This window comes from Rhodanobacter sp. Root480 (assembly GCF_001426645.1).
GTDB lineage: Bacteria > Pseudomonadota > Gammaproteobacteria > Xanthomonadales > Rhodanobacteraceae > Rhodanobacter > Rhodanobacter ginsenosidimutans.
This window is the reverse complement of record NZ_LMEX01000001.1, coordinates 1030035-1054217: the sequence shown is the minus strand read 5'-3', so window position 1 is coordinate 1054217 and position 24183 is coordinate 1030035. Positions and strand designations below refer to the sequence as shown.

Sequence of the window (24183 nt, the reverse complement as noted above, 5' to 3'; positions counted from 1 at the left end):
TGTTTGGGAGATCGCCCGGGGCGTACGACTCAGCGTTCCAGCCGATACAACTCGAAGCCCTCGTCGTCCGCGTCCATGATCATCAGCAAGGTATCCGGTCCGATCCGCAGCAATCGACCTGCCGAATTGGATGGCCCCTCGAGACCCATCGGCTGTCCCATCGGCCGGTTGGTCGGTCCGTACGGTTTGCTGGTGTTTCCGTTGACGGTGGCAACGCCGAGAAACGCGAGGGTGCGCCCGTTTTCCTGCATGGGCAGCAATACGCCACTGCGGCGCTGCGAACCCCGAGTTTTGATAAAGCGATAGCCGCATGTCGTGCGGTCGATATGCCCGGCGAAATAGGGGTAGCTGTAGCCGCCAGTTCTTCCCACCTGGTAGGAGGCCACGCGCCAGGCACCTCTGATGTCCCCCAGAGGAAGCGGATGACCGGCACGGTGCAGCAGGTCGCGGGCTTCCTTCAATGCACGGATCTCGTCGTCCGCATATTCCGAGTCGGGATTGGCAGGTTGCACGGGAAGAAGACCGGCCAAGACGCTGACGTCGACCTGCACACTGGGGCGATCCGAAGGAAGCGCGACAGCCTTCCAGTTGCGGCATTCCTGCGCGCTGGCGACGGCCGGGGCGGCGAGCATCATGAGGCAGAAAATCGAATTGCGTAGTGACATGGTTTGGCGTTTCCGTCGGATGGCCGCTGTACGTATTGTTCCCGCAGTTCCATCTTGGTAGAGGGGAGGGAAATCCGACCGTGGCGCCGATCGCCCTTGCTCAGTGCGGTATTGGCGGTTGAGACATCTGAACGTCTGCCTCCGGCGTCGCCGGAGTGCTGGCCTGCACCGAAGGCATCTGCGGATTGAGTCGCAGCCAATCGCTACTGCTTTGCGTCAGCGGGGTATTCATGCCGTTGACGACCTCCACATCGGTAAAACGACGCAGAGGCGAGTTGAAATCGCCCTGCACTGCAAAAACTCGCATGGCGTCTTCGCTCAGGAGGACATGGTCGATCTGCTCCAGCCCCTCACGACGTGCGGCCACCGTTAGCGCACCAGAGAGGTTATAGCTGGCCATGTCGGGCGTCCGGCCCCGTGCTGTGTCGAGTCGACTTATGCCGGCGAGCGCTTGCTGAAAGATGGTGTGTCCCGGGTGCTGCGGATCCCCGAAAGTCGTGATCGGGGCAGATCGTTGCAGTGTGGCTTGGCGAAGTGCTTCAGCGGTTTTTGTTCCAACGACGCCGTCCGGGTCAAGTCCATGGTCTCGCTGGAATATCCGCACGATACCCTGCGTCGTCGGCCCGAAGGCACCGTCTACCTTAGGCGGCAGGTCGTCATGTTTGTAACCAAGCTCGGCCAGATCCTGCTGGAGGGCCTTTACCTCATTACCTCGACTTCCAAGTTTCAGGGGTGGTTTTCGGTCGCCGAGTTCGGCGAGTGCGCTCAGTTCCGGAGCGTCGAGCATATGCGCGTTGCGACCGTGATTCCTGAGGTAGGTTTCCAATCCACTTTTGAAAAATTGCGCCTCCTCATCGGACAAGCCGGTCTTGATGTTCTCGACACCTGCAGCTTCGATGCAGTGGGAAATGCGCCGGAGCACATCCTTTGCCCCGCGGTCGGTTTGTCCATAAACCGTTTCAAGCTTGTAGCGGACCATGTCGTCCAGGCCGAACGCTCCTTCGACCTTGACGGTGGTGCCTCTGGTACGGCCCGGCATGTCCATCGCGGGATCGGCGCTGGTCATGCTGATGAACTTTTCCAGGCCGCTGTTCACGGCGGACCCATATTGGTTCCGAGTGTCCACAAGGATGAGTTTGGCGGCATCGTTACGCTGCATGAAAGCCTGGTTCGCTCCGGCGTGCATGCCGTCTACGACGGCGTTCATCGACGCGACCTTCTGTCGTACCGCGGGCACGAAATCCGCATCGATCGCTTTGACGCCAGCATCGGATCCGATGGCGGCGTCGAGCTTGGGCTTCATTTGTTCGTAGAGCGTGTTGTCGGCGCCCGTAAATTCGTTGAAAGGCTTGTAGAAGTGGTCTTGGATGATCTGTAGATCCTGCTCGTTGATGATTCGCCGCCCCTTTTCGTCCGTGGCGCTTTCAGCGATGGATTCGAGAAGATGGCGCCCGTCCTGGTTCGCTCCGATGTCGTATTGGAATGGCCCGAAGCTGGGGCCGCTTTGGGCAGCTCCGGCGTTGCCCATTTCGTAGGCGCCCAGGCCTCCGCGCAATTCGCTTTTCATCATGATCCGGCAGACGCGGTACTCCATGGAGGTTGGGGCAAATGCGTCGCCGCCGCTGAACTCCCTTTCGCTCATTTCAAAGTCCCTTTGTTGTCGGGTTCTCAGTGTGCCGGATGCCTTTTGACGGTATTCGTCCAGTCTTCCAATTGCTGCGCACGATGGGCGGTGCTTTCCATGAGACAAGTCGATTGCGTCGTTGGGCCAGCGTCCGATCCAAACCGACCGGCGCGGGCCGCACAATCCTTGTCGCGAAAGCGCAGCCATGCCCGTTGCGCCTCGATGGCAGCCTGGCTGTCGTCGTGTTCGAGCGTGGCCAGAAGCGCCTTGTAGTCTCGATTCAAGCGGCCGTCCTGATAGGTGTACTCCGCGTCAGCGCAGTCCTGTTGTTTCGGAACTACGCCGAGGGTTTCCGTTATGCAGGCGTCATAGGCAGGGCGGATGCCCAGATAGCGAGGCGAAATATAGGACAGCCGCTCTACGTCAGCTCTTATGGCGATGCCATTGACCACATCGGCCTTGGGTTCGATCCGCGAGGGCGGGGGCAACGGCGCGGCAAACGCGGCGGTAACGATCGTTGAGGCCAGGAATGAGATCGTGAATCCGAGGTGGGGTTTCATGAAAGGGCTCTTTGGTTGTGAAGAGGATCGGGTTCTCTATGAGGGACTATGGATCGGATGTCGGTGGTCTGAGTCGTCTTGGCAATGGTTGCCATAAGCCTGATGACCGCCGGGTCTTCCGCTGGAGGCGTCTTCGTTTTGTTCGCGGCAGGTCGCGGCGCAACGGCGAGCACGCCAACAACCAACAAGTTGTGGAACGAAAGGTGATGGACGACATCCGATCTACTCGTGGGGTCGGCATGAGCTTTTCACCATCGAGCCTACTACCGGTCCGCAGCCGACGAACGTGAGTCACCTCTGCAATTTGCGTAAGGGAAAGCGCAACAGGCTCGGTGTTGATCGTATGGTCCCTCGATTTCTGAAAATGGCGCCGTCTACCTGGCTCGCAGACAATTCATGGCCGGCAGCTGTGTTTCGAAGCAGCCCGCTATGGCTCCGCAAACTCCCTCGCCGCAAACCGCAGGAAATACGGCCAGTTCGGGCTGGGCGTATGGCCATCCGTATGTTGGCGGAAGGCGAGCTTGCCGCTGTCGATCAGGGTCAGTGGCGGGGGCATGGTGTCGGTGCCGAGGCCTTTGGCGCCGAGCAGGGTGTAGATCGGGCTGGCGGCGACAGCGGCCATGAAGGTGCCGCGCGTGTCCTGCCAGGCGTCGCCGGGGATCTTTCCCGGCTCAGACATGAAAATGCCGCCGCTGAGGAAGAGTGGTCGCGGCGCGCACAGGGCGATGAGCTCGTGGCTGTCCACCGGCAGCTCGTCCGGCGAGCTGCCGACGGCGGCGTACTTCATCAGGTTGCCGGCGAACCAGTAGTACTCGCCGGGGCCGGTGAGATTGGCCAGCGTTTCGCCGAAGTTGCGCCGGAAGAGGGCGCTGCCGCCCGCGCCGGCGGCGCTGATGTAGCCGATGGCGAAACGCGGTTCGAACGCCATTGCCACCAGCGCTGCCTTGCCGAAGCGCGAGTGGCCGAAGATGCCGATCCGTCGAGCGTCCACGTCCGGATCGGTAACGAGATAATCCAGCAGGCGGCTGTCGGCCCAGGCCCAGGCGCGCACCGCGCCCCATTGGTCCATGCCGCGCGGCTTGCCCCGGTTGGCCAGGCCGATGATGCCCCTGCCGATGCCGTCGCCGTTGGGCAGGCTGTCCGGCTGCGCGCTGGTGCTGTCGAGCGCCACGTAGCCCCAGCCACGGCGGAGAAGCTGCTCCAGGTTGTCCTCGCCCAGCAGGCTGTAATAGCTGATGTTGTGCGGAAGCGATGCCGGTGGATTCCTGGGGATCGGTTGCAGGCGGCTGCCGTTCATCACGATGACGGGCACCGCGTGGCCCCGTGCATCGGCCGGCGTCACCAGATTGGCGCGGATGTTCACCGTGATGGATGGGTAGGCGCTGTTGTCGACGTGGCCGGTCAGTTCCTTGGTGACCACAGCGATACCGCCGATGGAGTGACGCAGGGTACGAGTGACTTTCCATGTCACCGCAGGCACGTTGCCGGGCACGAAACCGTAGACCTGGCTTTGCATCAGCTCGGCGATTTCCGGGCGTCGGTCATGCCGCCAATGCGACGTCGTGGTGACCTTCTTCCCTGCGCGTGTAGTGAGCGCGTCCGGCAATTTCGGATAAGGATTGGCCAGCGCCTCGTCGTAATTGGCGTTGCAGGGTTTGCCGATATCGAAGGCACCCACCGCGGGCTTCATCTGCTCGATGCCGAGTACCTTGAGCTCACGGCTGCGCTCTGCCACCGCTGCGGCGTCGGCCGCGTTCCGCTGGGTGCCGGGCGGGCACGCGGCCAGCGTGGTTCCGGGTGTCTGCGCGGGGCTTGCGGCGGCGAAAGCCAACATCGCGAAGGCCAGTGCGCGGCGGATGAGCGTGCTGTGGATCATGGCGTTCCCTTGAAGCCAAGCGGTGTGCATGCCGCCGTCTGCCGGCGGTGCCCGCGATGGCGGGTTTGTGTCGGTCGATTATGTGCGTTCGTACGCCCGGGTGCCTTGTTCGAGCTCGATCTGCTAGCGGGTTTCCGTGGTGAGGGCATCGTTTTCTCGGGTCAATGGATTGGGCTCGCTACCTTCGGTGAACGCGGATCGGTATTCGTGTTTGCCCCGGCCATCCGCCATCACCAGGAATGGCGGCAACGGGCAATGCAGGCAGGCGCAGATCAGTCGCAACAGCTCCGCTTCCTCCAGGGTGACGCGCTGGTCGGCGAGCACGGCGATGGCAAGGCCCTCGATCGCGAGCTCCTTGTCGATGGGGCGCAGCGCATCGAGGCGTTGCAGCAGCGCATCCAGCGAGGTTTGCCAGGCGGGTGGCACGGCGTATGCGAGGCCGTGATCGGGCAGGGCGCTGTCCATGGCCTGCTGCCAGATGTGACGCGCGGCATTGCCGTCGACACCGTCGCGGCCGGCGAGAATCGCGCACAGCGTGGCGAAATCGGCGCGTCGGTCGAACAACCGCGCCGGTCCGGCGATGCGGGCGCGCGCCGGTTGCGCGGCTTCGTCCAGGTACAGGCGAACCAGACGCACCAGGCAGAATTCGTAGAGGCCGATGCGGCCGTCGGCATGGATCAGTGCATCCAGCGCTTGCAACAACATCTGCCCCTGCGCGTGCGGCATGCGGCGCAAGCGTGGCAAGGCGAGCTGCAGCAGGGGCAGACGCGCTTTTGGCGTCAACCGGGTGCCGGCATCGAGCAGGGTGTCGACTTGTGCGCGGAATGTTGCGCCCAGGTGGTGCTCGATGTGATCGAGCTGGGTGGTGCGCCACGCCCGGTCCGTGTCGACGGCCAGGCTCAGTATCAGGGCCGGCGCGTCATCGGTGCTGGCGGCTGCGTCAAGGAGCCGGCGGGGTACGGACTGCAATAAATGGTTGGCCGTATGGATGGCCGTTTCGATAGTCTGGCCAATGCTGGTCGTCAGTGCTCTCGGTGTCGCGGTACCCGGCGTTTGTGCGACGCGTGTGGTGGCGCGGTTGCCTTCGTGGGCCGTTGCCATCGCCGGAGCGAAACCGGCAAGGGAGACGTGACGGGCGTCCGCGTCTGCCGTCCGTACCGTTGTCTGCCAATCGCGCGCGATGCGTGCGATGTCCTGCTCGCGGTAGGGCATGCCGAGCGCGCGGATGCGCACGGGCACGGTCGGGTGCGTCGCCAGCAGTCGTGACCAGCGGCCGCCTTCGCCGAACAGCATGTGCGCCACCTCGCTGCTGTCGAACCCGTGCAATGCGGAGCCTGCGCTGAGCGCCTGGATCTTGCGCAACGCACCCACCAGGCCCAGTTGCTGGCGGGTGAACTGCACCGCGGCCGCGTCGGCCAGGAACTCGCGCGAGCGCGAAACCGCCGCCTGCAGCACGCGGCCGGCGAGGTGGCCGATGGAGCCCACGCACAACAGGATGAAGCCGATGCTGTATTGCCCCAGCATGTAGAAGGTCGGGTCTTTCCTGCCGCTGCTGAAGTCGCCGTAGATCATCGAGCGCCCCGTGGTTGCCAGGAACATCACCCCGGCAAGCAGGCCGATCAGGCGGATATTGAGCCGCATGTCGCCGTGCACGATGTGGCTGAATTCGTGTGCGATCACGCCCTGCAGCTCGTCACGGGTGAGCTTGTCCAGGCAGCCCTGCGTGACACAGATCGCGGCGTCGGCGGTACCATGGCCGGCGGCGAACGCGTTGATACCGTCTTCGCGCACAAGCAGGAAGACATCGGGCGGCGGGATCGAGCTGGCGATCGCCATTTCCTGCACGATGTTGTTGAGCCGGCGGTGCACCGGGTCGGTGGTGTCCGGGTCGACGTCCCGCGCGCCGATCCATTCCATGACGACGCGGCCGCCAAGGTCCAGTTCGCGCATGCGCGACCACGACACCCACCCTATGGCGCCGGCGGCGACGATGGCGATGCCGGCCATTGTGGATGTGGCCGGCCACGGCGAGTAGCCCGCGTAGACCAATCCGAAGTAGTGCATGAACGCGTATTTGCCCAGCGCCAGCGCGGCCACCAGCGCGACGAGCACCAACGTTACGGCCAGCGCGAGGAGCAACAGCATGCGCCGCGTGGCGCGTTGCGCATCGTCCTGGCGACCGAAGAAATCCGTGGAAGAGCGGCCATCGCCTGGCCGTCCGCGTTGTTCGCTCATGCCGTATTCCCCTGCGGAGGAGCTCCGCGCGATGAGTCTAGCGCGGCCGAAGCAGCGGTTCCCGGTGAGGCGCACCGGCCCGTGGATTTCCGATGCGGGCTTTGCGAAGCCTTCGACGAACGGATACGGGTCGCTTGCTTGCCGTACCCGGACACGTGGGCTAGTTTCTGGCGTTCGCTCACAGCGCGGCCGAACCGGGTCCGCCTCCAGGGGATATCAATGAAACGCACGCTTTCGATGGCCGTCGGTCTGCTGGTGGCACTGGTTGCAAGAGGAGCCGGCGCGGCCCCGGCCGAGCCGCAGCTGAAGCTCAACGACAAGGGCTATTTCGAGGCGCCGGGGCTGAACGTCACGGTGTTTGCCGACATCTATCCCGACGGCCACCAGACAGGCGTGACGGTGATTCAGCACGGCACGCGCGTGGCGGCCAATGGCGACCTGCGGCTTGAGTCGTCGCCGGGGCAGTGGTCGCCGATGCCGGCGGGCGATGGCGAACCGGTGGTCGACGCGGCGGCGCAGACCGTCACCCAGACGCTGCACTATCCCGACGAGACGAAGAACCGCAAGGGCTTCAACCCGATCGAGTACCCCGACCTCCATTTCAGCTACCACGTCAGCGTGACGCCGATGGACGGCGATGCGTTCAAGGTCAGCGTCGACCTGGACAAGCCGCTGCCGGCGGAGTGGGAGGGCAAGGTCGGTTTCAATTTCGAGCTGTTTCCCACCGACCTGTTCGGCAAGAGCTGGTTGATGGATCAGGTGTCGGGCATCTTTCCGCGCCAGGCGGACGGCCCCATCAGTGACGACCATGGCCAGCTGATTTCTGCCCCGATGGCCGAAGGCAAAACCCTGGTGGTGGCGCCGGAAAGCAAGCTGCAACGGCTGAAGATCGAGAGCCGCACGGGTCGGCTCGAACTGCTCGACGGGCGCGGCAACCAGAACAACGGCTGGTACATCGTGCGTGAGATCACGCGCCCGGGCGCCACGAAGAATGCGGTGTCGTGGGTCATCACACCGAACGTCGATCCGGACTGGCGCGGCGCGCCGGTGGTGCAGGTGTCGCAGGTCGGCTATCGACCCGGTCAGGCCAAGACCGTGGTGATCGAGCAGGACAAGCGCGACGACAAGGCCGATGCGCTGATCCTCTACAAGATGACCGCCGGCGGCCCTCGGCAGGTGGCCAGCTTCAGGCCCAAGCCGTGGGGCCATTTCCTGCGCTACAACTACCTGACCGCCGATCTCGGCGCGGTGACCGACCCCGGCATGTACCAGCTGTCCTATCGCGGGCAGAAGACGCACGTTTTCCGCATTGCCGACGATGTCTACGATCGCGGTGTGTGGCAGCCCACGCTCGAATATTTCCTGCCGGTGCAGATGTGCCACATGCTGGTGAAGGAGAACTACCGCACCTGGCACGGACTCGATCATCAGGACGATGCGCGCATGGCGCAAATCGGCGTGCACTTCGACGGCTATGCGCAGGGGCCAGATACGCTGACCCGCTACAAGCCCGGCGACCGCGTGCCAGGCCTGACCTCGGGTGGCTGGCACGATGCCGGCGATTACGACCTGCGCGTCGAGAGCCAGATGGGCACGGTATGGCTGCTGGCCAAGATGGTGGAGGAGTTCGGCCTCGACTACGACGCTACCAGCATCGACGAGATGAACAAGGTGGCCCATATCCACCGGCCGGACGGCGTCAACGACGCGATCCAGCAGATGGAGCATGGCCTGCTCAGTGTGCTCGGCGGCTACAAGGCGCTGGGCCGCACCTATCGCGGCATCATCGAGCCGACGCTGGAGCAATACGTGCTGCTCGGCGATGTCTCCACCCAGACGGACGGGCTCGATTACGATCCCGCGCTCAAGCCGGGCCAGAAGACCGCGACGACCTCGTCCATTCCAGACGACCGCTGGGTGTTCACCGAGGACAACCCCGATCGCGAACTCACCACGGCGGCGCAACTCGCGACCGCCGCACGGGTGCTAAAGGCGGCGAACCCGGCGATGGCGAAGCAGTCGCTCGATGCCGCGCTCGACCTCTACCGCCACGCCATCGACCGCGCCGACGACCTTGGCGCCAAGGTATTCGCGCTGGCGGAACTGGCGAAAACCACGGCCGACGCGACGTACGTGCAGCGCCTGATCGCCCTGAAGCCGCAGATCGTCGCGCACATCGACAAGACCGGCGCCATGCTGGCCGAAGCGATGCCGCTGATCCACGACCAGGCCTTCATCGACGAGGTCGGAGCGGCGGTGAAAACCTATCAGGCCAAACTCACCGCGGACGCCACCAAGACACCGTACGGCGTGCCGTATGTGCCGTACATCTGGGGTGCTGGCTGGGACATCCAGAAGTTCGGCGTCAGCCAGTATTTCTTCCGCAAGGCGTGGCCGCAATTCACGCCGGACACGCTGCAGATGGAGGCGCTCAACTTCGTGCTCGGCGTGCATCCGGGTGACAACCCCGAGTCGTTCGCCTCCGGTGTGGGCGCGCTGTCCGCCACGGTGGCCTACGGCGGCAACCGCGCCGACTGGAGCTACATCCCCGGCGGCGTGATCTCCGGCACGGCCCTGATTCGACCCGACCTGCCGGAGCTGAAAATCTGGCCCTACTTCTGGCAGCAGCGCGAATACGTGCTGGGCGGCGGCGCCACCAACTTCATGTTTTTGGCGCTGGCGGCGCAGCACGAGGGGAAGTAGGCGGGAGGGGAAAGTGGCGGCATCCTGCGTTCATCGATCACGATGACACCATGTTGCCACCCAGCTTCTTGGCCCGGTAGAGCGCCTTGTCCACCTGCTGAAAAATGGTGTCGGTGGTGTCGCCATCCAGCACCCGCGTGATGCCTACAGATGCGCTCACCAGCGACACCGGCTCGATCGACAATTCAGTGATGGATTTTCGCAGCCGCTCGGCCAGTGCGTGCAGGGCAGTGGCATCGACATCCGGCACGACGACGAGGAACTCCTCGCCGCCCCAACGGGCCAGGCATTCGTTCTTGCGCAGCAGCTCCTGACATCGCTGCGCCACCTGCTGCAAGACGCGATCGCCAACCGGATGGCCGTAGGTGTCGTTGATCGCCTTGAAGTGATCCATGTCGAACATGATCACGCCTGCCGGGATCTGCCGGGTGAGCAGGTCTCGCAGTACCAGTTCGCAGAAGCGGCGGTTGTAGATGCGGGTCAGCGGATCCCGGTTGACCATGGCTTCCATGTGGGCCTGCTCCGAGACCAGGTGCTGGATCCTTCTGGTCAGTTTGCGCTGCACCGGCAGCAGCACCAGCAGCAGCACGAAGACTGGCCCATAGCTCATCAACAGGTCGGCGCCTCGCGGCGTGCGTATTTCCTGGGGATGGGCAAACAGGTAGACCAGCACCGGCAAGGCCACCAGCAGCCAGCCGGCCACGACGATCGTCACGCCATCGCGGGTCGGCAGGTAGATCATTGCCGTCACCATCAGCACCAGCAGCAGCGAGCCGATCGGCGGATAGATGTCGATCAACCGCAGTCCCTGCGTCTGCGTGGCCTGCCAGGTGTAGAACCACGCTGGCGCGACAAGTGCGGCCAGCGCGGCCGCCAACGCGACGCGCATGATGAGACCAAGGCGATGCGGCCAGCGCACAAGCATGATCAGCAGGACAAGAAAGAAGACGCACGTGAGCGGCGGGATCACCATGTCCATCGGCCGGTGCACGGGCCCGAGCCAGGCGAGCGCGGTGGCTGCAGCGCCGGCAAGCGATGTCAGCGACAAGGTGATCATGCTTGCGCCGTGAAGGAGACGATCGCGGGAAACGGATGGCGCCATGTGGGGAGAATCCTCGGCGAGTAGATGAGTGTAGCCGAGGCCGATTTGCGTGCGGGCAGGGCGCATGCCGTGATGGTTGCGGCCACTCCGCCATCGCGAACTGAGGTGCCGGCGTGGTTGCCCGCCGCCGCAAGTGCATCGATTCTGGCTGCGGGATGGCGGCTGTCCGGCCGAGCGCCAAGGGGGCGCTCAGCCCGCGACGGTTTCGGCCACCACATGCTGCCGGGAAGGCTGGGTCTGCCGCGCCTGATGACCGGTGATGCTGTCGGCGTGATCGCGGTGATAGACGTAGGTGCGATGGGTCAGCCACGCGGTTCGTGTGCCCATGATCCGCAGTTGCGTCATCAGTGCGGCGTCTTCGGCGTAACTGATATCGGGAAAGCCGCCGGCGCGCAGGATCGCCTCGCGCCGGACGGTGATCATGCCCACGCCGATGCAGCGATCGACATGGATCATCTCGCCGGGATGCATACAGCTCGGCACGAAGGGATTGCCGACGATGCGCATCGGCGACAACCACAGCTCGGTAGCGGGTTGCGCGGCGATGGCCTCGCGGCGCAGGGCAAGGTGATCGGGCAGCAGTTCGTCATCGCTGTCCAGGAACACGATCCACTTGCCGCGCGCGTGGCGCAGCAGCGCATTGCGGCTTGCCGCCGGCCCACGGTTGGCGTGTCGCCAGCAGCGCACGCGGCCGTCGCGGCGCGTCCAGTCGCACAGCGACGCCCATGTGCCGTCGGACGAGCCGTCGTCGGCAATCAGCAGCTCCCACGATGACTCCTGCTGCGCCAGCACCGACGCCAGCGCGCGGTCGAGCCATGCGACGCGGTTCCAGGTGGGCATGACGATGGAGAAGAACGGTGTCGACATGAAGCTCGGCTGGCTTTTCGGGAGAGGCTCGCGGACGAGTCCGGTCGCCACGATCACGTGCGCCCGCGCGGTTGCGCGGGGCCATGGCACGGATCGGATGAAGCAGGGGCGCAAAAGGTTCCCGGGCTGTGAAGCCTGGCAAGCGCATGCGCGGTGTGTGGCCCGCGTCAGCTAACCGGCATTGCCCCAGATCTGCTGCAGGCGCTGGTCCCGGCCGCAGCCGTAGCGGTAGTACTTGTAGCGCAGCGGATTTTTCCGGTAATAAGCCTGGTGGTATGCCTCGGCCGGGTAGAACGTTGTGGCCGGTTCGATGCGGGTGGCGATGGGGCGCTTGAAGCGTGGGTCGGCCTGTATCGCGCGCAGGCTGGCCTCGGCCTCGCTGTGTTGCTGCGGTCCGATCGGGAATATCGCGCTGCGGTACTGGTCACCGACATCGCAGAACTGCCGGTTCACCGCCACCGGATCGATGTTGTGCCAGAACACGTCCAGCAGCTTCGGGTAGCTGACCTTGCGCGGGTCGTAGGTCACCCGCACCGCCTCGGCATGGCCGGTGCCGCCGGCGGATACCTGCCGGTAAGTTGGCCGGGATGTGTGGCCGCCGGTGTAGCCGGCTTCGGTGGAAATCACGCCGGGGAGCTTGTCGTAGGGCGGCTGCATGCACCAGAAGCAACCGCCCGCGAACACGGCTACGGCCGTACCACCCGAGGTCCGTGCCGATGACGGAGCGTCGACCGTTCTGGATGACGGGCTGGTAGCGCCCGCGCCGGAGGGCGCGCAGGCGGCCAGTACGATCAGCATCGGCAGGCTCGCCAACGCCCGCAGCCATGAAGGATGCCGCAGCGCGGCCAGGGCATGCATGCTCATGTCAGCCTCTCAGCGCGGGCAGCGGTTGGCCTTCCGGCACGAAGCGCAACGCCAGCCCGTTGTTGCACCAGCGCGTGCCCAGCGGCGGCGGGCCGTCGTGGAAGATGTGCCCTTGATGACCGCCGCAGCGGGCGCAGTGGTATTCGGTGCGCGGAATCAGCAGCACGAAATCGCGCTTGGTCGCCGTACGCCCGGGCAGCGCCTGGGTGAAGCTGGGCCAGCCGGTACCGCTTTCGAACTTGTGCTCGCTGGCGAACAACGGCGACCAGCACGCTGCGCAGAGGAAGGTGCCGGCACGCTTTTCCGCATTCAGCGGGCTGCTGCCGGAACGCTCGGTGTCTTCCTCGAACAACACCTTGAACGCCGCGGGGCTGACCTTGTCACGCCAGAACTCCGGCGGCACGTCCAGCGCTTTTACCGTTGCGGCGTCCGAGCCGGCGGGTGGCGCGACGGTGCGCGCGCAGGCTGACAGCCAGGGCAGGGTTGCCGCGGCTCCAAGATATTTCAGGACACTGCGTCGTTTCATGGTTCAACTCCGGAAGACTGGCGTTGGTGGCCGTGGGTAGCTTGTGTCGAGCGGCAGCTCCGATGCGGGACGGCTCGTGCGGGTGGTTGTGCGCTAGCGCGTGCCGCCATCGGCCTGGTCGTCGCTCAACAAGCTATTCGTTGCCCGGTGCGTTTTCGTTACATGCCATCCCGGACGCGTCTCCGGCATGGTCAGGAAGGCCGGCAGCACGACAAGCGCCACCGCCGCGATCATGGCGCCGGGCACCGCGTTCCAGCCGGTTTGCTGGACCAGGAGTTCGGCGAGGAACGGCGTCAGGCCGCCGAAGATGGCTGTCGCCATGGTGACACCCAGGGCCAGGCCGCTGAGCCGGCCTTCGCCCGGAAACTGTTCGGCGGTGGCCGGCGCGCCCACGGCACTGACGCCGCCGGCAAGGCAGGCCAGCACGATCGCGCCGCCCGCTATCGCCAAGTCACCGCCGCCGCCCATCAGGCCGAACATCGCCAGCGGCAACAGCATGCTGGCGACGGCGAACGCGATCAGCACCGGCTTGCGACCAACCCGGTCGGATAGCGCACCAGCCAGCGGTGTGACGAGGATGACCGCCACGGCAGCGCCGCTCGACATCCACAGCGAACGGCCTTCGGCGAGGATGCCGGACGAGGTCAGGAACGCCGGTACATAGGTGATGCCCACGTAATAGGTGATCGAGCCCAGCGCCGAGATGGCGAAGGTGCGCAGCAGCGCGGGTTTGTGGTGGGCGAGCGTGTGGCGCAGCGGCGCATCGGGCACGGTGTGCTGCCGCACCTGGCGCAGGAAATCCGGTGACTCCTGCATGGTGGATCGCGCAAACCACACGCAGCCGGCCAGCGCCGCGCCCACGAAGAACGGAATGCGCCAGCCCCAGGCGTCGAGATGGGCAGCGCTCATCAGCGCTACCGTCAGTGCGGACAGCGCCACCGCCAGCAGCGCCCCGATCTCGCTGGCGGCGGACGCCAGCGAGGTGATCAGGCCGCGGCGATCCGGCCGCGCACCTTCCAGCAGATAGGCCACCACGCCGGTGTATTCGCCGCCCACCGAGAACGCCATGAGGCAACGCAGCAGGATCAGCAACACGCCCGCCGCCGGCCCGATCGCCGCGTAGTCGGGCAGCAGCGCCGTCGCCAGCATCGCCAGCGTCATCAACATCATCGACAGCAGCAAGGTGCGTCGCCGCCCGAGACGGTCGCCGATATGGCCGAACACCATCGCGCCGAACGGCCGCATCGCGTAGGAAATGGCGAACCCGCCCAGCGTCGCCAGCAGCGAGTTCTCGCCACCCCCGAAAAACACCCGCGACAGCACCGTGGCGAAATACAGGTACAGCGTGAAGTCGTACCACTCCACCACCGTCGACAGTGCCGCCACGATCATGGAGCTGCGCGAGACTTGGGGCGTGCTGTGCTTTTCGGGCCGGGTCATGCAGGTGGGTGCGAAGGGGGTCAGGGCAGGAGCGGAGCAGGCAGTCTATTGCGCATTGGCCGGCGAGGTGCGCTGCCCTGAAGGGCATGGTGAGGAACAGGGCGACGATGCAACGACGCCCGCATGCCATCGCTTCAAGTCGATCCAGGCATCTCCTGCTGCTGTTCGAGCAACAGCGTCGTCTCTTCGATGCGTGCGAAGCGCCCGTCCGGGTCCCGCGTCGCAAACACGTAGACCTCTTGCCGGATTCGCCCGCCGTCGCGCTCGAGCAGGTCGATGACATGGCGTTCGGCGTAGCGGTCGGCATCACCAAGTTCGTCGAGAACGGTGATCGTGGCGTGCGCGACCACGTCCCGGAAATGGTTGATGCGGGCGAGGAACGTGGCCCGGTCGTCCCATGTCCCGTTCGTGCGCTGGCGGAAGCCGGGACCGAAGTGCCGGTCGACCGCTTCGGCGGGCGTCAGCTGGCGGTTGTTGAGAAGGTCTTCGATGGCGTCCTTGAGGGTGGTCATGGCGAGCTCCCTCAGCAGACCGTGAGCACGATCTTTCCCTGGATGTGCCCGTGGGCCGCCCGCTCGTGCGCCTTGCGCGCGTCCGCCAGGGCGAACGTGCTGTCGACTGCGACGCGCACCGTCCCGGCGTCGAGCAGCTTGCCGAGTTCCGCCAGTTGGGCGCCGCTTGAACGGACTTGCGTTGCGGACACGGTGACGCCCAACTTGCCAGCCTCATCCGCACCGCCGAAGCCCAGCGGAAAGATCGGGAACAACGCGCCACCACGCTTGAGTGTGCGCAGGAAGCGCGCCGCGCCCGGTCCACCTACAGCGTCAACGACCAGGTCGACGTCGCGAACCACCTCCTCGGGCGCCGTCTTCGTGTAATCGATGAATTCGTTCGCGCCCAGATCGCGCACAAACGCCTCATGCCTGCCGGACGCCACGGCGATCACCCGCGCGCCTTTCCACCTGGCCAGTTGCACGGCGAAATGACCCACGCCGCCGGCGGCACCGTTGACCAGCACGGTCTTGCCCGCCAGCGGCACCGGCTGGTGCGCTTGCGGCTGAAGCGGGTTGGGCGCGTCGTGGCCCAGTTCGATCATGAACTGCCAGGCGGTGAGCAGGGACATCGGTGCGCCGGCGGCGTGCATGTGATCGATCCCGGCGGGCTTGGGTGCGACTTCCGCCGCGGGCACCGCGACATACTCGGCGTAGGCTTTGCTGTCCCCGGCAAGGCCTTCGGGAAAGCGGACCATCGAATACACCTCGTCACCGATGGCGAAATTGGCGACGTCATCGGCAACCGCGGCGACCACGCCCGACACATCCGTCCCCGGAATGATGGGCAAGGACATCGGCGGCCGCCATTCCGGCGGCAGGCTGGCGTAGCCCTCGCGCAAATACCAGTCGGGTGGATTGACGCCCACCGCGTGCACGCGGATGAGCACTTCGCCAGTCTTCAGTCCGGGCAGCGGTGCGTCTTCGTAACGCAGTACATCGGGGCCGCCGAATGCGTGCAGCCGGATCGCTTTCATCGTGTTTGTCGGCATCAGCCTGTCCTTCTATAATTAACGGAGCGGTGTTCCGATTATGCGGAGCACTGCTCCGGTTTTCAAGAGGAAGCCATGCGAGCCGATGCCAGGAAGAACTACGAGGACTTGCTCACCGTTGCGCGCGGCGTTGTCGTCGAGCAGGGCGCCGGTGCGTCGCTGCGCGACGTGGCGCGCCGGGCGGGCGTGGGGCTTGGCACGCTGTACCGGCACTTCCCCACGCGCGAATCGCTGCTTGAGGCCTTGTTGCGCGAAAGCTTCGATGGCCTGACGACGAAGGCCATCGAACGCGAAACGTCAGCTTCGCCGGGCGACGCACTGGTGACGTGGCTGCGCGACGTGGTCACGCTGGCGAACGATTACCGCGACGTGGTGGCATCGATGGTCGCTGCCATCGATGACGAGGACTCGGCCCTCCATGCCTCGTGCGTCAGCATGAAGGCAGCCGGTGCGAGATTGCTCACCCTTGCGCAGGCAGCGGGTGTGGCGCGAACCGATATCGACGGCGCCGACCTGTTTGCGCTGGTGGCGGCGCTGGCGTGGCTGGGCGACCAGCCGGCGCTGGCACCGCGCGCCGATCACCTGTTTGGCGTCATCGCCGGGTCGTTGCTGGTGACTGGGGCTGGCGGAGATGCCAAGGTCAAGACCAGGGCGCGGGTTGCGGGCAGCAAGAGTCGCCGCTGAAAGCCACGCCGCAGGTCTTCCGCTCTTACATCCGTGCGGCGATCAACTTGCCCAGAACGGCGATGCCATGGCGTATGCGCTCCGGCGGCACAGTGACGAACGACAGGCGCAGCGTGTTGGTTTCCGGTGCGTTCGCGTAGAACGGGGCGCCGGGCACGAACGCCACGTTTTCCTTGATCGCGGCGTCCAGCAGTTCCATCGCGTCGATGTGCGGCGGCAGCGTGGCCCAGATGAACATGCCGCCTTCCGGCCTGGTCCAGGTGGCGCTGGCGGGGAAGTGTTCGGCCATCGCGTCCAGCATCACCTGGCACTGGTTGCCGTACAGCTCGCGGATGGTGGGGATGTGGCGATCGAGGAAGCCGTCCTTCACCACCTCGTGGACGACCATCTGGGTGAGTTGCGCCGTGTGCAGGTCGGCCGCCTGCTTGGCCCGTTCCAGGACGCGCACCAGCGGCAACGGGGCGACGACATAGCCCAGCCGGATACCGGGCGTCAGCACTTTCGAGAACGAGCCCATGTAGATCACGCCGGCCGGGTTCATCGCCACCATCTTCGGCAGCGGGTTGCCCTTGTATGAGAGCGCGCCGTACGGATCATCCTCGATCAGCGGCAGGCCGAGGCCGGCGCAGGTTTCCACCAGCTCGACGCGACGTGCGGTGGACAGCGTGCGGCCGGTCGGGTTCTGGAAATTGGGCAGCGCGTACAGCAGGCGCGCGCCGTCGGCGACGGCAGGGATCGATGCGGGCACCAGGCCGTGGTCGTCCGTCAGCACCGATTTGAATTCGGGCCGGTACACGGAGAACGCCTGCAGGGCACCCAGGTAGCTCGGCGTTTCCACCAGCACGCGGCTGCCTTCGTCGATGAGCACCTTGCCCAGCAGATCCAGCGCCTGCTGCGAGCCGGACACCATCAACACCTGTTCCGGCACGATCGTGGCGCCGTCCTTCGAAAGCATCTCGGCGATCCACTGGCGCAGCGGCAGGTAGCCGTCCGTCGGGCCGTACTGCAACGCGGTCTTGCCGGCCGTGGACAGCACTTTGTCGAAGGCCGCTTTCATCGCGTCCACCGGAAACGTGGCCGGCGAGGGAAGGCCGCCTGCGAACGAGATGATCTGTGGTTGCTGCGTGATCTTCAGGATTTCGCGAATGAACGAGCTTTGCAGTTGCCCGGCGCGCTCGGAAAAACGCCACGCGATGGGGCTGGGACTTTCGATGTTCATTCGGTGCTCTTTGGCGGCAGGGGCGTCGGGCGATTATCCAACAAGCGCGAACGGCGCGCGTTCATTGCGTCCCGTCTTGAGGCGGCTTGGCACAACCGGCCGCCCAAAAAACGGGTGGCTCGCCGTGCTGGCACCCACGGTTCGCGCCTTCCCGCCGATCGCCGCGCACGTCCCCACATTGGCCACAATCGCCGGTTACTATCCCCACCAGTGGTCACGCCCGTCCTGCCGGACGGCGCCTTCTGGATGATGGGGAAACACCATGGATTTGCTGAAATGGCTGCTGATGCTGCCCTGGCGTGTAGTGCGCTGGCTGACCCGCATGCTTGGCGCCGGCCTGCGGCCGCTGCTGGGTGATGTCAGCTGGGGCGCGCCGGGCTGGATGCACGTGGTGCGGCGTCATCCGCGCCGTTCCGGCGGCGTTGCTCTGGCCTTCGTCGGGCTGGCGCTGGCTGGCTGGTTTGGCTGGCAGTGGTATCAGCATCGGCCGCGTCCGCAGCAGATGACATTCGAGGTGACGGCACCGGCCATCACCGATTACACCCAGGACACGCCGGTCATCCAGCCGCTGGTGGTGACGTTCTCCGGTTCGGCTGCACCGATCGAGCAAGTCGACAAGGCCGTCACCGACGGCATCGCCAGTAGCCCCGCGGTGAAGGGCCAATGGAAGTGGACGGACGACCGCACCCTCACGTTCACACCCTCGGCCGATTGGCCGGTGGGGCAGAAGTACACGGTGCGCCTGGACGCGCCCAAGCTGCTGGCGCCGCAGGTGCACCTGGCCGAGAGCCGCTTCGATTTCAGCACCGAGGCATTCACCGCCACCCTGGGCGAGGGCGAGTTCTACCAGGATCCGCAAAACGCCAGCGCCAAGCAGGTGATCCAGAAGCTGGACTTCAACTATCCGGTGGACCCGGCGCAGCTGGAAAAACGCATCAGCCTGTCGAACGCTGATGCGGACGGCAAGGCCACCACGCCGGTCAAGTTCAGCGTCACCTACGGCAAGGACAAGCTGCACGCGTGGATCCACTCGCAGCAACTTGCGTTGCCGCATGATCCGGGCCTGCTGCTGGTGAACGTGGATGACGGCGTCACCAGTTCGCGCGGCGGCGACGGCACGCGCGATGCCTTGCACGCGCGGGTGCGCATCCCCGGCCTCTACAGCCTCACCGTCGATGACGTCAGGCCGACCCTGGTCGACGATGACATGAACGAACCGCAGCAAGTGCTGGTGCTGAATTTCACCGGCGCGGTGCGCACGGACGAGGTCGTTCCGCTGGTCCATGCGTGGGTGTTGCCGAACCGCAGGCCGGGTAGCTCCGACAACGGTGATGGCCGCACGTATCCGTGGGGTGTATCGCAAGTCGGCGCCGATGTGCTGCGGCAATCGCAGGTGTTGCCGCTCACCGCTACGCCGACGGAGGAGAACTACCAGGCGCTGCAGAGTTTTGGTTTCCACGCGCAGCCGGGCCAGCGCATCTACGTGCGGATTGACAAGGGGCTGACGTCCTTTGGCGGCTATGTGCAGGGCCAGCCGGTGACGCGGGTGATCACCGTGCCGGAATATCCGCAGTTGCTGCGTTTCGTCGGCTCCGGCTCGCTGCTGTCGATGAGCGGCAGCAAGCGCCTTTCGGTGGTGTCGCGCAACCTGCCGGGCATGCGCCTGGTGGTGGGCCGCGTGCTGCCTGACCAGTTGCAGCATCTGGTCAGCCTCAATCAGGGCGACTACAGCCATCCGGAGCTGATGTACGGCTTCAGCGAGGATCAGATCGTCGAGCGCTACGTGGTCAAGCAGGCCTTGTCCGACGATGATCCGGCGAAGGCCAGCTACACCGGCGTGGATCTGGGCAAGTACCTGGCCGACGGCAAGCGCGGCGTCTTCCTGCTGCATCTGGGCGGCTACGATCCGGCGGTCGAGAAGCGTGCCGGGCGCGATGCGGCCCGCCGCTGCACGGCGGCAAAACAGCTGCTGGCGCCAGCGGTCGGTACGTCGGCGAACGCGCCGGCGTCAGCGGGCATTCCGGCCTGCGACCCCGTCGATGAAAGCGCCGGCAGCATGGGCGACGCGCCCACCGACAGCCGCCTGATCGTGGTTACCGATCTGGGCATGCTGGTGAAAAAAGCCGACGACGGCAGCCAGGATGTGTTCGTGCAATCCATCCACGGCGGCCAGCCGGTGGCGGGTGCCACGGTGGCGGTGGTGGCGGTGAACGGCAAGACCTTGCTGTCGCGCACGACCGGTGCCGACGGCATGGCGAGTTTCCCCAGCCTGGCGGGCTTCGATCACGACCGGCGGCCGGTGATGTATCTGGTGACCCAGGGCGCGGACATGTCGTTCCTGCCGATCGGTGCCAGCGGGCGGGAGCTGGATTACTCGCGCTTCGACGTGGGCGGTGCCGACAACGCGCCGAATCCGGGCCGGTTGTCCGCCCACCTGTTCTCCGACCGCGGCTTGTATCGACCGGGCGAGATGATGCATATCGGCCTGATCGTGCGCGCGGCCAGCTGGACGCGCAGCGTCGCCGGCATTCCGCTGCAGGCGGAGATCGTCGACCCGCGCGGCAATACGGTGAAACAGTTTCCGCTGGCGCTGGACCGCTCCGGTTTCGGCGAGCTGAGCTACACCACGGCCGACACCGCGGCCACCGGCGCGTGGACGGTGAACCTCTACATCATGCGTGATGGCCGCGCCAACACGCAGATCGGCAGCACCACGGTGCAGGTGAAGGAGTTCCTGCCCGATCGCATGAAGGTGCGCGCCAGCCTGTCGCAAACCGTCACGGAAGGCTGGGTGAAACCGGCGCAGCTGCAGGGTGTGGTGGACGCGCAGAACCTGTTCGGCACGCCCGCCGCCAACCGGCGCGTGGCGGTGTCGATGAGCCTGCAGCCGGCGTTCCCCGCGTTCAAGAGCTGGTCCGGCTGGCATTTCTACGACATCCGCCGTGCCAAGCAGGGCTACCAGCAAGACCTGCAGGATCAGCAGACGGATGCCCAGGGCCATGCCGCGTTCGCGCTGGATCTTTCGCGCTACGAGGACGCGACGTATCAGCTGCATCTGCTGGCCAAGGTCTACGAGGCGGACGGTGGCCGCGCCGTGGCCGCGGCGACCGGCTCGATGGTCTCCAACGACGACTGGCTGGTGGGCTACAAGAGCGTGGACAACCTCGATTACATCGATCGCGACGCGGTGCGCCGCGTGCGCCTGGTGGCGATCGACCCGCAGGCGAAGTCGATCGCGTTGCCGGGACTCACGGCGCAGCTGGTCGAACGCAAATACGTATCGGTGCTGACCAAGCAGTATTCGGGCGTCTACAAGTACGAGTCGCGGCTGAAGGAAATACCGCTGGAGAAACGCCAGCTGACGATTGCCGCCGGCGGCATGGATTACACCTTGCCCACCGACAAGCCCGGCAACTACGCCTTGCTGATCCTGCGCGCCAATGACGGCAAGGAGGTCAACCGGGTCGAGTATTCGGTGGCCGGTGCGGCCAACCTGTCGCGCTCGCTGGAGCGCAATGCCGAGCTGCAACTGACCCTGGACAAGCGCGTCTACCAGCCGGGCGACACCATCGAGGTGGCCATCCATGCGCCCTACGTGGGCAGCGGCCTGATCACGCTGGAGCGCGACAAGGTCTACGCGCATGCCTGGTTCCGCACCGACACCACCAGTTCGGTGCAGCACATCACCATCCCCGCGGGTTTCGAGGGCAACGGCTACGTCAACGTGCAGTTCGTGCGCGATCCGTCGTCCGACGCCGTCTTCATGAGTCCGCTCAGTTACGGCGTGGCGCCGTTCCGTCTGAGCCGTGAGGCGCATCAGGACAAGCTGGACGTGGCGGTGCCGACGCTGATCAAGCCCGGCACCACCGCCACGTTCAAATTGCATGCGGACCAGCCGGCCAGGGTGGTGCTGTTTGCGGTGAACGAGGGCATCCTGCAGGTGGCGCGCTACGAGCTGGCCGACCCGCTGGAATACTTTTTCCGCAAGCGCATGCTGGGTGTGTCCACCGCGCAGATCCTCGACCTGATCCTGCCCGACTTCGAGAAGCTGATGTCGCTTTCGGCGGCGACCGGCGGCGACGCCGACGCGGCGATCGGGCGGCAGCTGAACCCGTTCAGCCGCAAGAAAAAGGCGCCGGTGGCGTACTGGTCCGGCATTGTCGATGTCGATGGCGACAGGGATTTCCACTACGCCGTGCCGGACGATTTCAATGGCACGTTGCGGGTGATGGCCGTGGCGGTGTCGCCCGATCGCATCGGCACCTGGCAGGGCACGACCACCGTGCGCGGCGATTTCGTGTTGTCGCCGAACGTGCCGACCACGCTGGCGCCGGGCGACGAGGCGGAAGTCAGCGTAGGCGTGGCCAACAACCTCACCGACATCGGCAAGCAGGCGGTGCCGGTGGCGGTCACGCTGAAGACGGGCGCGGGGCTGGCGGTGGTCGGCGCGGCTACGCAGAACATCGACCTGGCCTCGATGCGCGAAGGCGTGCTGCTGTTCCGGGTCAAGGCCACCGACACGCTGGGCTCGGCCGATCTCGCCTTCAGCGCCAGCCATGGTGCGCACGCGGCCCGGCAGACGGTCGACCTGTCGGTGCGACCGAACGTGCCGTATCGCACCTCGATCTCCACTACCCGGGTGAAGTCGGGCAGCCAGGTGGACGATGCGACGCTGCGTTCGCTGTACGCGCCGTATGCGCGACGCGACGCGGTGCTGTCGTCCTCGCCGGTGGTGCTGGCGCGCGGGCTCACCAGCTATCTGATCAATTACCCCAACTACTGCACCGAGCAGATCATCAGCTCGGCGATGCCGCGCCTGATCGTGGCCAACTGGAATGCGGCACCCGGGTTCGTGCAGGCGCTGCAACCGGCGTTCGAGGGCAAGCCGGTCAGCAACGCCAAGGCGCTGGGGGATTTCATCAGCAGGCTGGAAACGCGCCAGAACGATGCCGGTGGCTTCGGCCTGTGGTCGGCCACGCCGACCTCGCTGCCGTTCGTCTCTGCCTACGCCATGAACTTCCTGCTGGAGGCACGCGAGCGTGGCGTGGCGGTACCGCAGAACGTGCTCGACAACGGCAATGCCTACCTGCGCGAACTGGCGGCGGACGACAGCCTCACCTCGCTGGCGCAACTGCGCGACCGCGCCTACGCGATCTACCTGTTGACCGTGCAGGGCAACGTCACCACCAACCAGATTGCCGCCGTGCAGCAGCGCCTGGAGGCGTTGTATGCGAAGCAATGGCGCAGCGACCTGGCTGCTGCCTGGCTGGCCGCGTCGTACAAGTTGCTGCAGCAGGACGATGAGGCCGACAAGCTGATCGCCGGGCCGATCAAGGTGCTGGAACGCGGCAAGCCGGACAGCGACAGCTTCGACTTCGCCGAGTACTACAGCCCCGCGGTGCGCGATGCCAGCGTGCTGTACATCGTGTCGCGGCAATTCCCGGCGCAGGCCAAGGCGCTGCCGCCGCAGGTGTTCGAGAACATCGCCTGGCCGCTGCAACGGAACGACTACAACACGCTGTCGTCGGCGATGACGATCCTGGCGCTGGACAGTTACGCCGGGATGGAGCCGGGCAACCTCGCCAAACTTTCCATCGAGGCCGTCGGCGCGGGTGGCGCGGTAACGTCCATCGGCAAGGCGCAGGGCCACCTGCTGCAGGCGCAAACGTGGGATGCGGCGACCGCCAAGCTGCGCTTCGTCAATCACAGTGCGCAGAGCGCGTGGGGCGTGCTGACCCAGAGCGGCTACGACCGACAGGCGCCGGCCAAGGCGATCAAGCAGGGCCTGGAAATTGTGCGCGATTACACCGACGACAAGGGACGGCCGCTGGACAAGATCACGGTGGGGCAGGAGATCGACGTGCACGTGAAGGTTCGCGCCATCGGCGACGAGGAGCTGGACGACATCGCCGTGGTGGATCTGCTGCCCGGCGGCTTCGACCCCGTGCTGCGCACGCCGCCGCCGGCCACCACCGACACCCCGGAAGACGGCGAGTACGCCGACGACGACAGCGCGCAGGCGCAATGGACGTCGCCGCTGGGCCTGGACAGCTCCAGCTGGCATGCCGATCACGCCGACGTGCGTGAGGATCGGGTGGTGATCTACGGTTCGGTATCGTCGGACGTGCGCGAATTCGTGTACCGCATCCGCGCCACCAATGCGGGCAGCTTCCGGATTCCGCCGGCCTATGCCTCGGCCATGTACCGGCCCAGCGTGCAGGCCGAAGCGCCCGCCGCCGGCGTGCTGACCGTGGTGCGACCGAAGTGAGCTGAGG

Annotated in this window: 16 protein-coding genes; 3 read left to right on the top strand and 13 right to left on the bottom strand. The window is 65.6% G+C overall.

The genetic code is table 11. The features are described from left to right. Positions 1 to 29 precede the first annotated feature (29 nt). From ASD22_RS04920 to ASD22_RS04900, 5 genes are all read right to left on the bottom strand, one after another. The gene (locus ASD22_RS04920; RefSeq protein ID WP_156458944.1) at positions 30 to 665 is read right to left on the bottom strand and encodes a DUF4893 domain-containing protein; all 636 of its coding nucleotides are present in this window, start codon (positions 663 to 665) and stop codon (positions 30 to 32) included. Positions 666 to 765: 100 nt separating this feature from the next. Next, a complete protein-coding gene (locus ASD22_RS04915) occupies positions 766 to 2307 on the bottom strand; it encodes an XVIPCD domain-containing protein (protein WP_056079663.1) in 1542 nt (513 codons plus the stop codon). A gap of 26 nt (positions 2308 to 2333) precedes the next feature. Then, positions 2334 to 2849 carry a lysozyme inhibitor LprI family protein gene (locus tag ASD22_RS04910; RefSeq protein WP_056079661.1) on the bottom strand — a complete coding sequence of 172 codons (516 nt, stop codon included), beginning with the start codon at positions 2847 to 2849 and terminating at the stop codon, positions 2334 to 2336. Positions 2850 to 3276: 427 nt separating this feature from the next. Next, a complete protein-coding gene (locus ASD22_RS04905) occupies positions 3277 to 4725 on the bottom strand; it encodes a hypothetical protein (RefSeq protein WP_056079658.1) in 1449 nt (482 codons plus the stop codon). A gap of 123 nt (positions 4726 to 4848) precedes the next feature. Further along, positions 4849 to 6960 carry a M48 family metalloprotease gene (locus ASD22_RS04900; RefSeq protein ID WP_056079656.1) on the bottom strand — a complete coding sequence of 704 codons (2112 nt, stop codon included), beginning with the start codon at positions 6958 to 6960 and terminating at the stop codon, positions 4849 to 4851. 219 nt (positions 6961 to 7179) lie between these two features. Between ASD22_RS04900 and ASD22_RS04895 the strand changes: the two genes are divergently transcribed. Then, a complete protein-coding gene (locus tag ASD22_RS04895) occupies positions 7180 to 9663 on the top strand; it encodes a glycoside hydrolase family 9 protein (protein WP_056079653.1) in 2484 nt (827 codons plus the stop codon). 37 nt (positions 9664 to 9700) lie between these two features. Here ASD22_RS04895 and ASD22_RS04890 read toward each other — a convergent pair whose 3' ends face one another. The 7 genes from ASD22_RS04890 to ASD22_RS04855 form a co-directional block, all read right to left on the bottom strand. Continuing rightward, positions 9701 to 10831 (bottom strand): GGDEF domain-containing protein, encoded by a 1131-nt coding sequence (locus ASD22_RS04890; RefSeq protein WP_082520124.1) that lies wholly within the window; start codon positions 10829 to 10831, stop codon positions 9701 to 9703. A gap of 123 nt (positions 10832 to 10954) precedes the next feature. Then, positions 10955 to 11632: a glycosyltransferase family A protein gene (locus ASD22_RS04885; RefSeq protein ID WP_156458942.1), complete on the bottom strand. Its 678-nt coding sequence runs from the start codon at positions 11630 to 11632 to the stop codon at positions 10955 to 10957. A gap of 171 nt (positions 11633 to 11803) precedes the next feature. After that, the gene (msrA, locus tag ASD22_RS04875; RefSeq protein ID WP_056079637.1) at positions 11804 to 12496 is read right to left on the bottom strand and encodes a peptide-methionine (S)-S-oxide reductase MsrA; all 693 of its coding nucleotides are present in this window, start codon (positions 12494 to 12496) and stop codon (positions 11804 to 11806) included. 1 nt (position 12497) lies between these two features. After that, a complete protein-coding gene (gene msrB, locus ASD22_RS04870) occupies positions 12498 to 13022 on the bottom strand; it encodes a peptide-methionine (R)-S-oxide reductase MsrB (protein WP_056079634.1) in 525 nt (174 codons plus the stop codon). 93 nt (positions 13023 to 13115) lie between these two features. Next, positions 13116 to 14462 carry an MFS transporter gene (locus ASD22_RS04865; protein WP_056079633.1) on the bottom strand — a complete coding sequence of 449 codons (1347 nt, stop codon included), beginning with the start codon at positions 14460 to 14462 and terminating at the stop codon, positions 13116 to 13118. Between the two features lie 134 nt (positions 14463 to 14596). Beyond that, positions 14597 to 14974, bottom strand: coding sequence for a hypothetical protein (locus ASD22_RS04860; RefSeq protein ID WP_056079630.1), 378 nt, complete (start codon positions 14972 to 14974; stop codon positions 14597 to 14599). 11 nt (positions 14975 to 14985) lie between these two features. Next, positions 14986 to 16005 carry an NADP-dependent oxidoreductase gene (locus tag ASD22_RS04855; RefSeq protein WP_056079627.1) on the bottom strand — a complete coding sequence of 340 codons (1020 nt, stop codon included), beginning with the start codon at positions 16003 to 16005 and terminating at the stop codon, positions 14986 to 14988. A gap of 75 nt (positions 16006 to 16080) precedes the next feature. On the opposite strand from ASD22_RS04855, the gene ASD22_RS04850 reads away from it, so the two are divergent. Continuing rightward, positions 16081 to 16689, top strand: a complete 609-nt coding sequence (locus tag ASD22_RS04850; RefSeq protein ID WP_056079624.1) for a TetR/AcrR family transcriptional regulator — start codon at positions 16081 to 16083, stop codon at positions 16687 to 16689. Between the two features lie 25 nt (positions 16690 to 16714). Here ASD22_RS04850 and ASD22_RS04845 read toward each other — a convergent pair whose 3' ends face one another. Further along, positions 16715 to 17908 (bottom strand): PLP-dependent aminotransferase family protein, encoded by a 1194-nt coding sequence (locus ASD22_RS04845; RefSeq protein ID WP_056079622.1) that lies wholly within the window; start codon positions 17906 to 17908, stop codon positions 16715 to 16717. A gap of 262 nt (positions 17909 to 18170) precedes the next feature. Here ASD22_RS04845 and ASD22_RS04840 point away from each other — a divergent pair, with 262 nt between their 5' ends. Continuing rightward, complete coding sequence (locus ASD22_RS04840) at positions 18171 to 24176, top strand: MG2 domain-containing protein (RefSeq protein ID WP_056079620.1); 6006 nt, start codon at positions 18171 to 18173, stop codon at positions 24174 to 24176. Positions 24177 to 24183: the final 7 nt, after the last annotated feature.

Excerpts from the sequence above, each read along its gene's own strand:
- ASD22_RS04850 (WP_056079624.1), top strand. The coding sequence starts at position 16,081 with ATGCGAGCCGATGCCAGGAAGAACTACGAGGACTTGCTCACCGTTGCG.
- ASD22_RS04845 (WP_056079622.1), bottom strand. The coding sequence starts at position 17,908 with ATGAACATCGAAAGTCCCAGCCCCATCGCGTGGCGTTTTTCCGAGCGC.
- ASD22_RS04900 (WP_056079656.1), bottom strand. The coding sequence starts at position 6,960 with ATGAGCGAACAACGCGGACGGCCAGGCGATGGCCGCTCTTCCACGGAT.
- msrA (WP_056079637.1), bottom strand. The coding sequence starts at position 12,496 with ATGAGCATGCATGCCCTGGCCGCGCTGCGGCATCCTTCATGGCTGCGG.
- ASD22_RS04885 (WP_156458942.1), bottom strand. The coding sequence starts at position 11,632 with ATGTCGACACCGTTCTTCTCCATCGTCATGCCCACCTGGAACCGCGTC.
- ASD22_RS04890 (WP_082520124.1), bottom strand. The coding sequence starts at position 10,831 with ATGCGCCCTGCCCGCACGCAAATCGGCCTCGGCTACACTCATCTACTC.
- ASD22_RS04840 (WP_056079620.1), top strand. The coding sequence starts at position 18,171 with ATGGATTTGCTGAAATGGCTGCTGATGCTGCCCTGGCGTGTAGTGCGC.
- ASD22_RS04905 (WP_056079658.1), bottom strand. The coding sequence starts at position 4,725 with ATGATCCACAGCACGCTCATCCGCCGCGCACTGGCCTTCGCGATGTTG.
- ASD22_RS04920 (WP_156458944.1), bottom strand. The coding sequence starts at position 665 with ATGTCACTACGCAATTCGATTTTCTGCCTCATGATGCTCGCCGCCCCG.
- ASD22_RS04915 (WP_056079663.1), bottom strand. The coding sequence starts at position 2,307 with ATGAGCGAAAGGGAGTTCAGCGGCGGCGACGCATTTGCCCCAACCTCC.
- ASD22_RS04910 (WP_056079661.1), bottom strand. The coding sequence starts at position 2,849 with ATGAAACCCCACCTCGGATTCACGATCTCATTCCTGGCCTCAACGATC.
- ASD22_RS04855 (WP_056079627.1), bottom strand. The coding sequence starts at position 16,005 with ATGCCGACAAACACGATGAAAGCGATCCGGCTGCACGCATTCGGCGGC.
- ASD22_RS04895 (WP_056079653.1), top strand. The coding sequence starts at position 7,180 with ATGAAACGCACGCTTTCGATGGCCGTCGGTCTGCTGGTGGCACTGGTT.
- msrB (WP_056079634.1), bottom strand. The coding sequence starts at position 13,022 with ATGAAACGACGCAGTGTCCTGAAATATCTTGGAGCCGCGGCAACCCTG.
- ASD22_RS04865 (WP_056079633.1), bottom strand. The coding sequence starts at position 14,462 with ATGACCCGGCCCGAAAAGCACAGCACGCCCCAAGTCTCGCGCAGCTCC.
- ASD22_RS04860 (WP_056079630.1), bottom strand. The coding sequence starts at position 14,974 with ATGACCACCCTCAAGGACGCCATCGAAGACCTTCTCAACAACCGCCAG.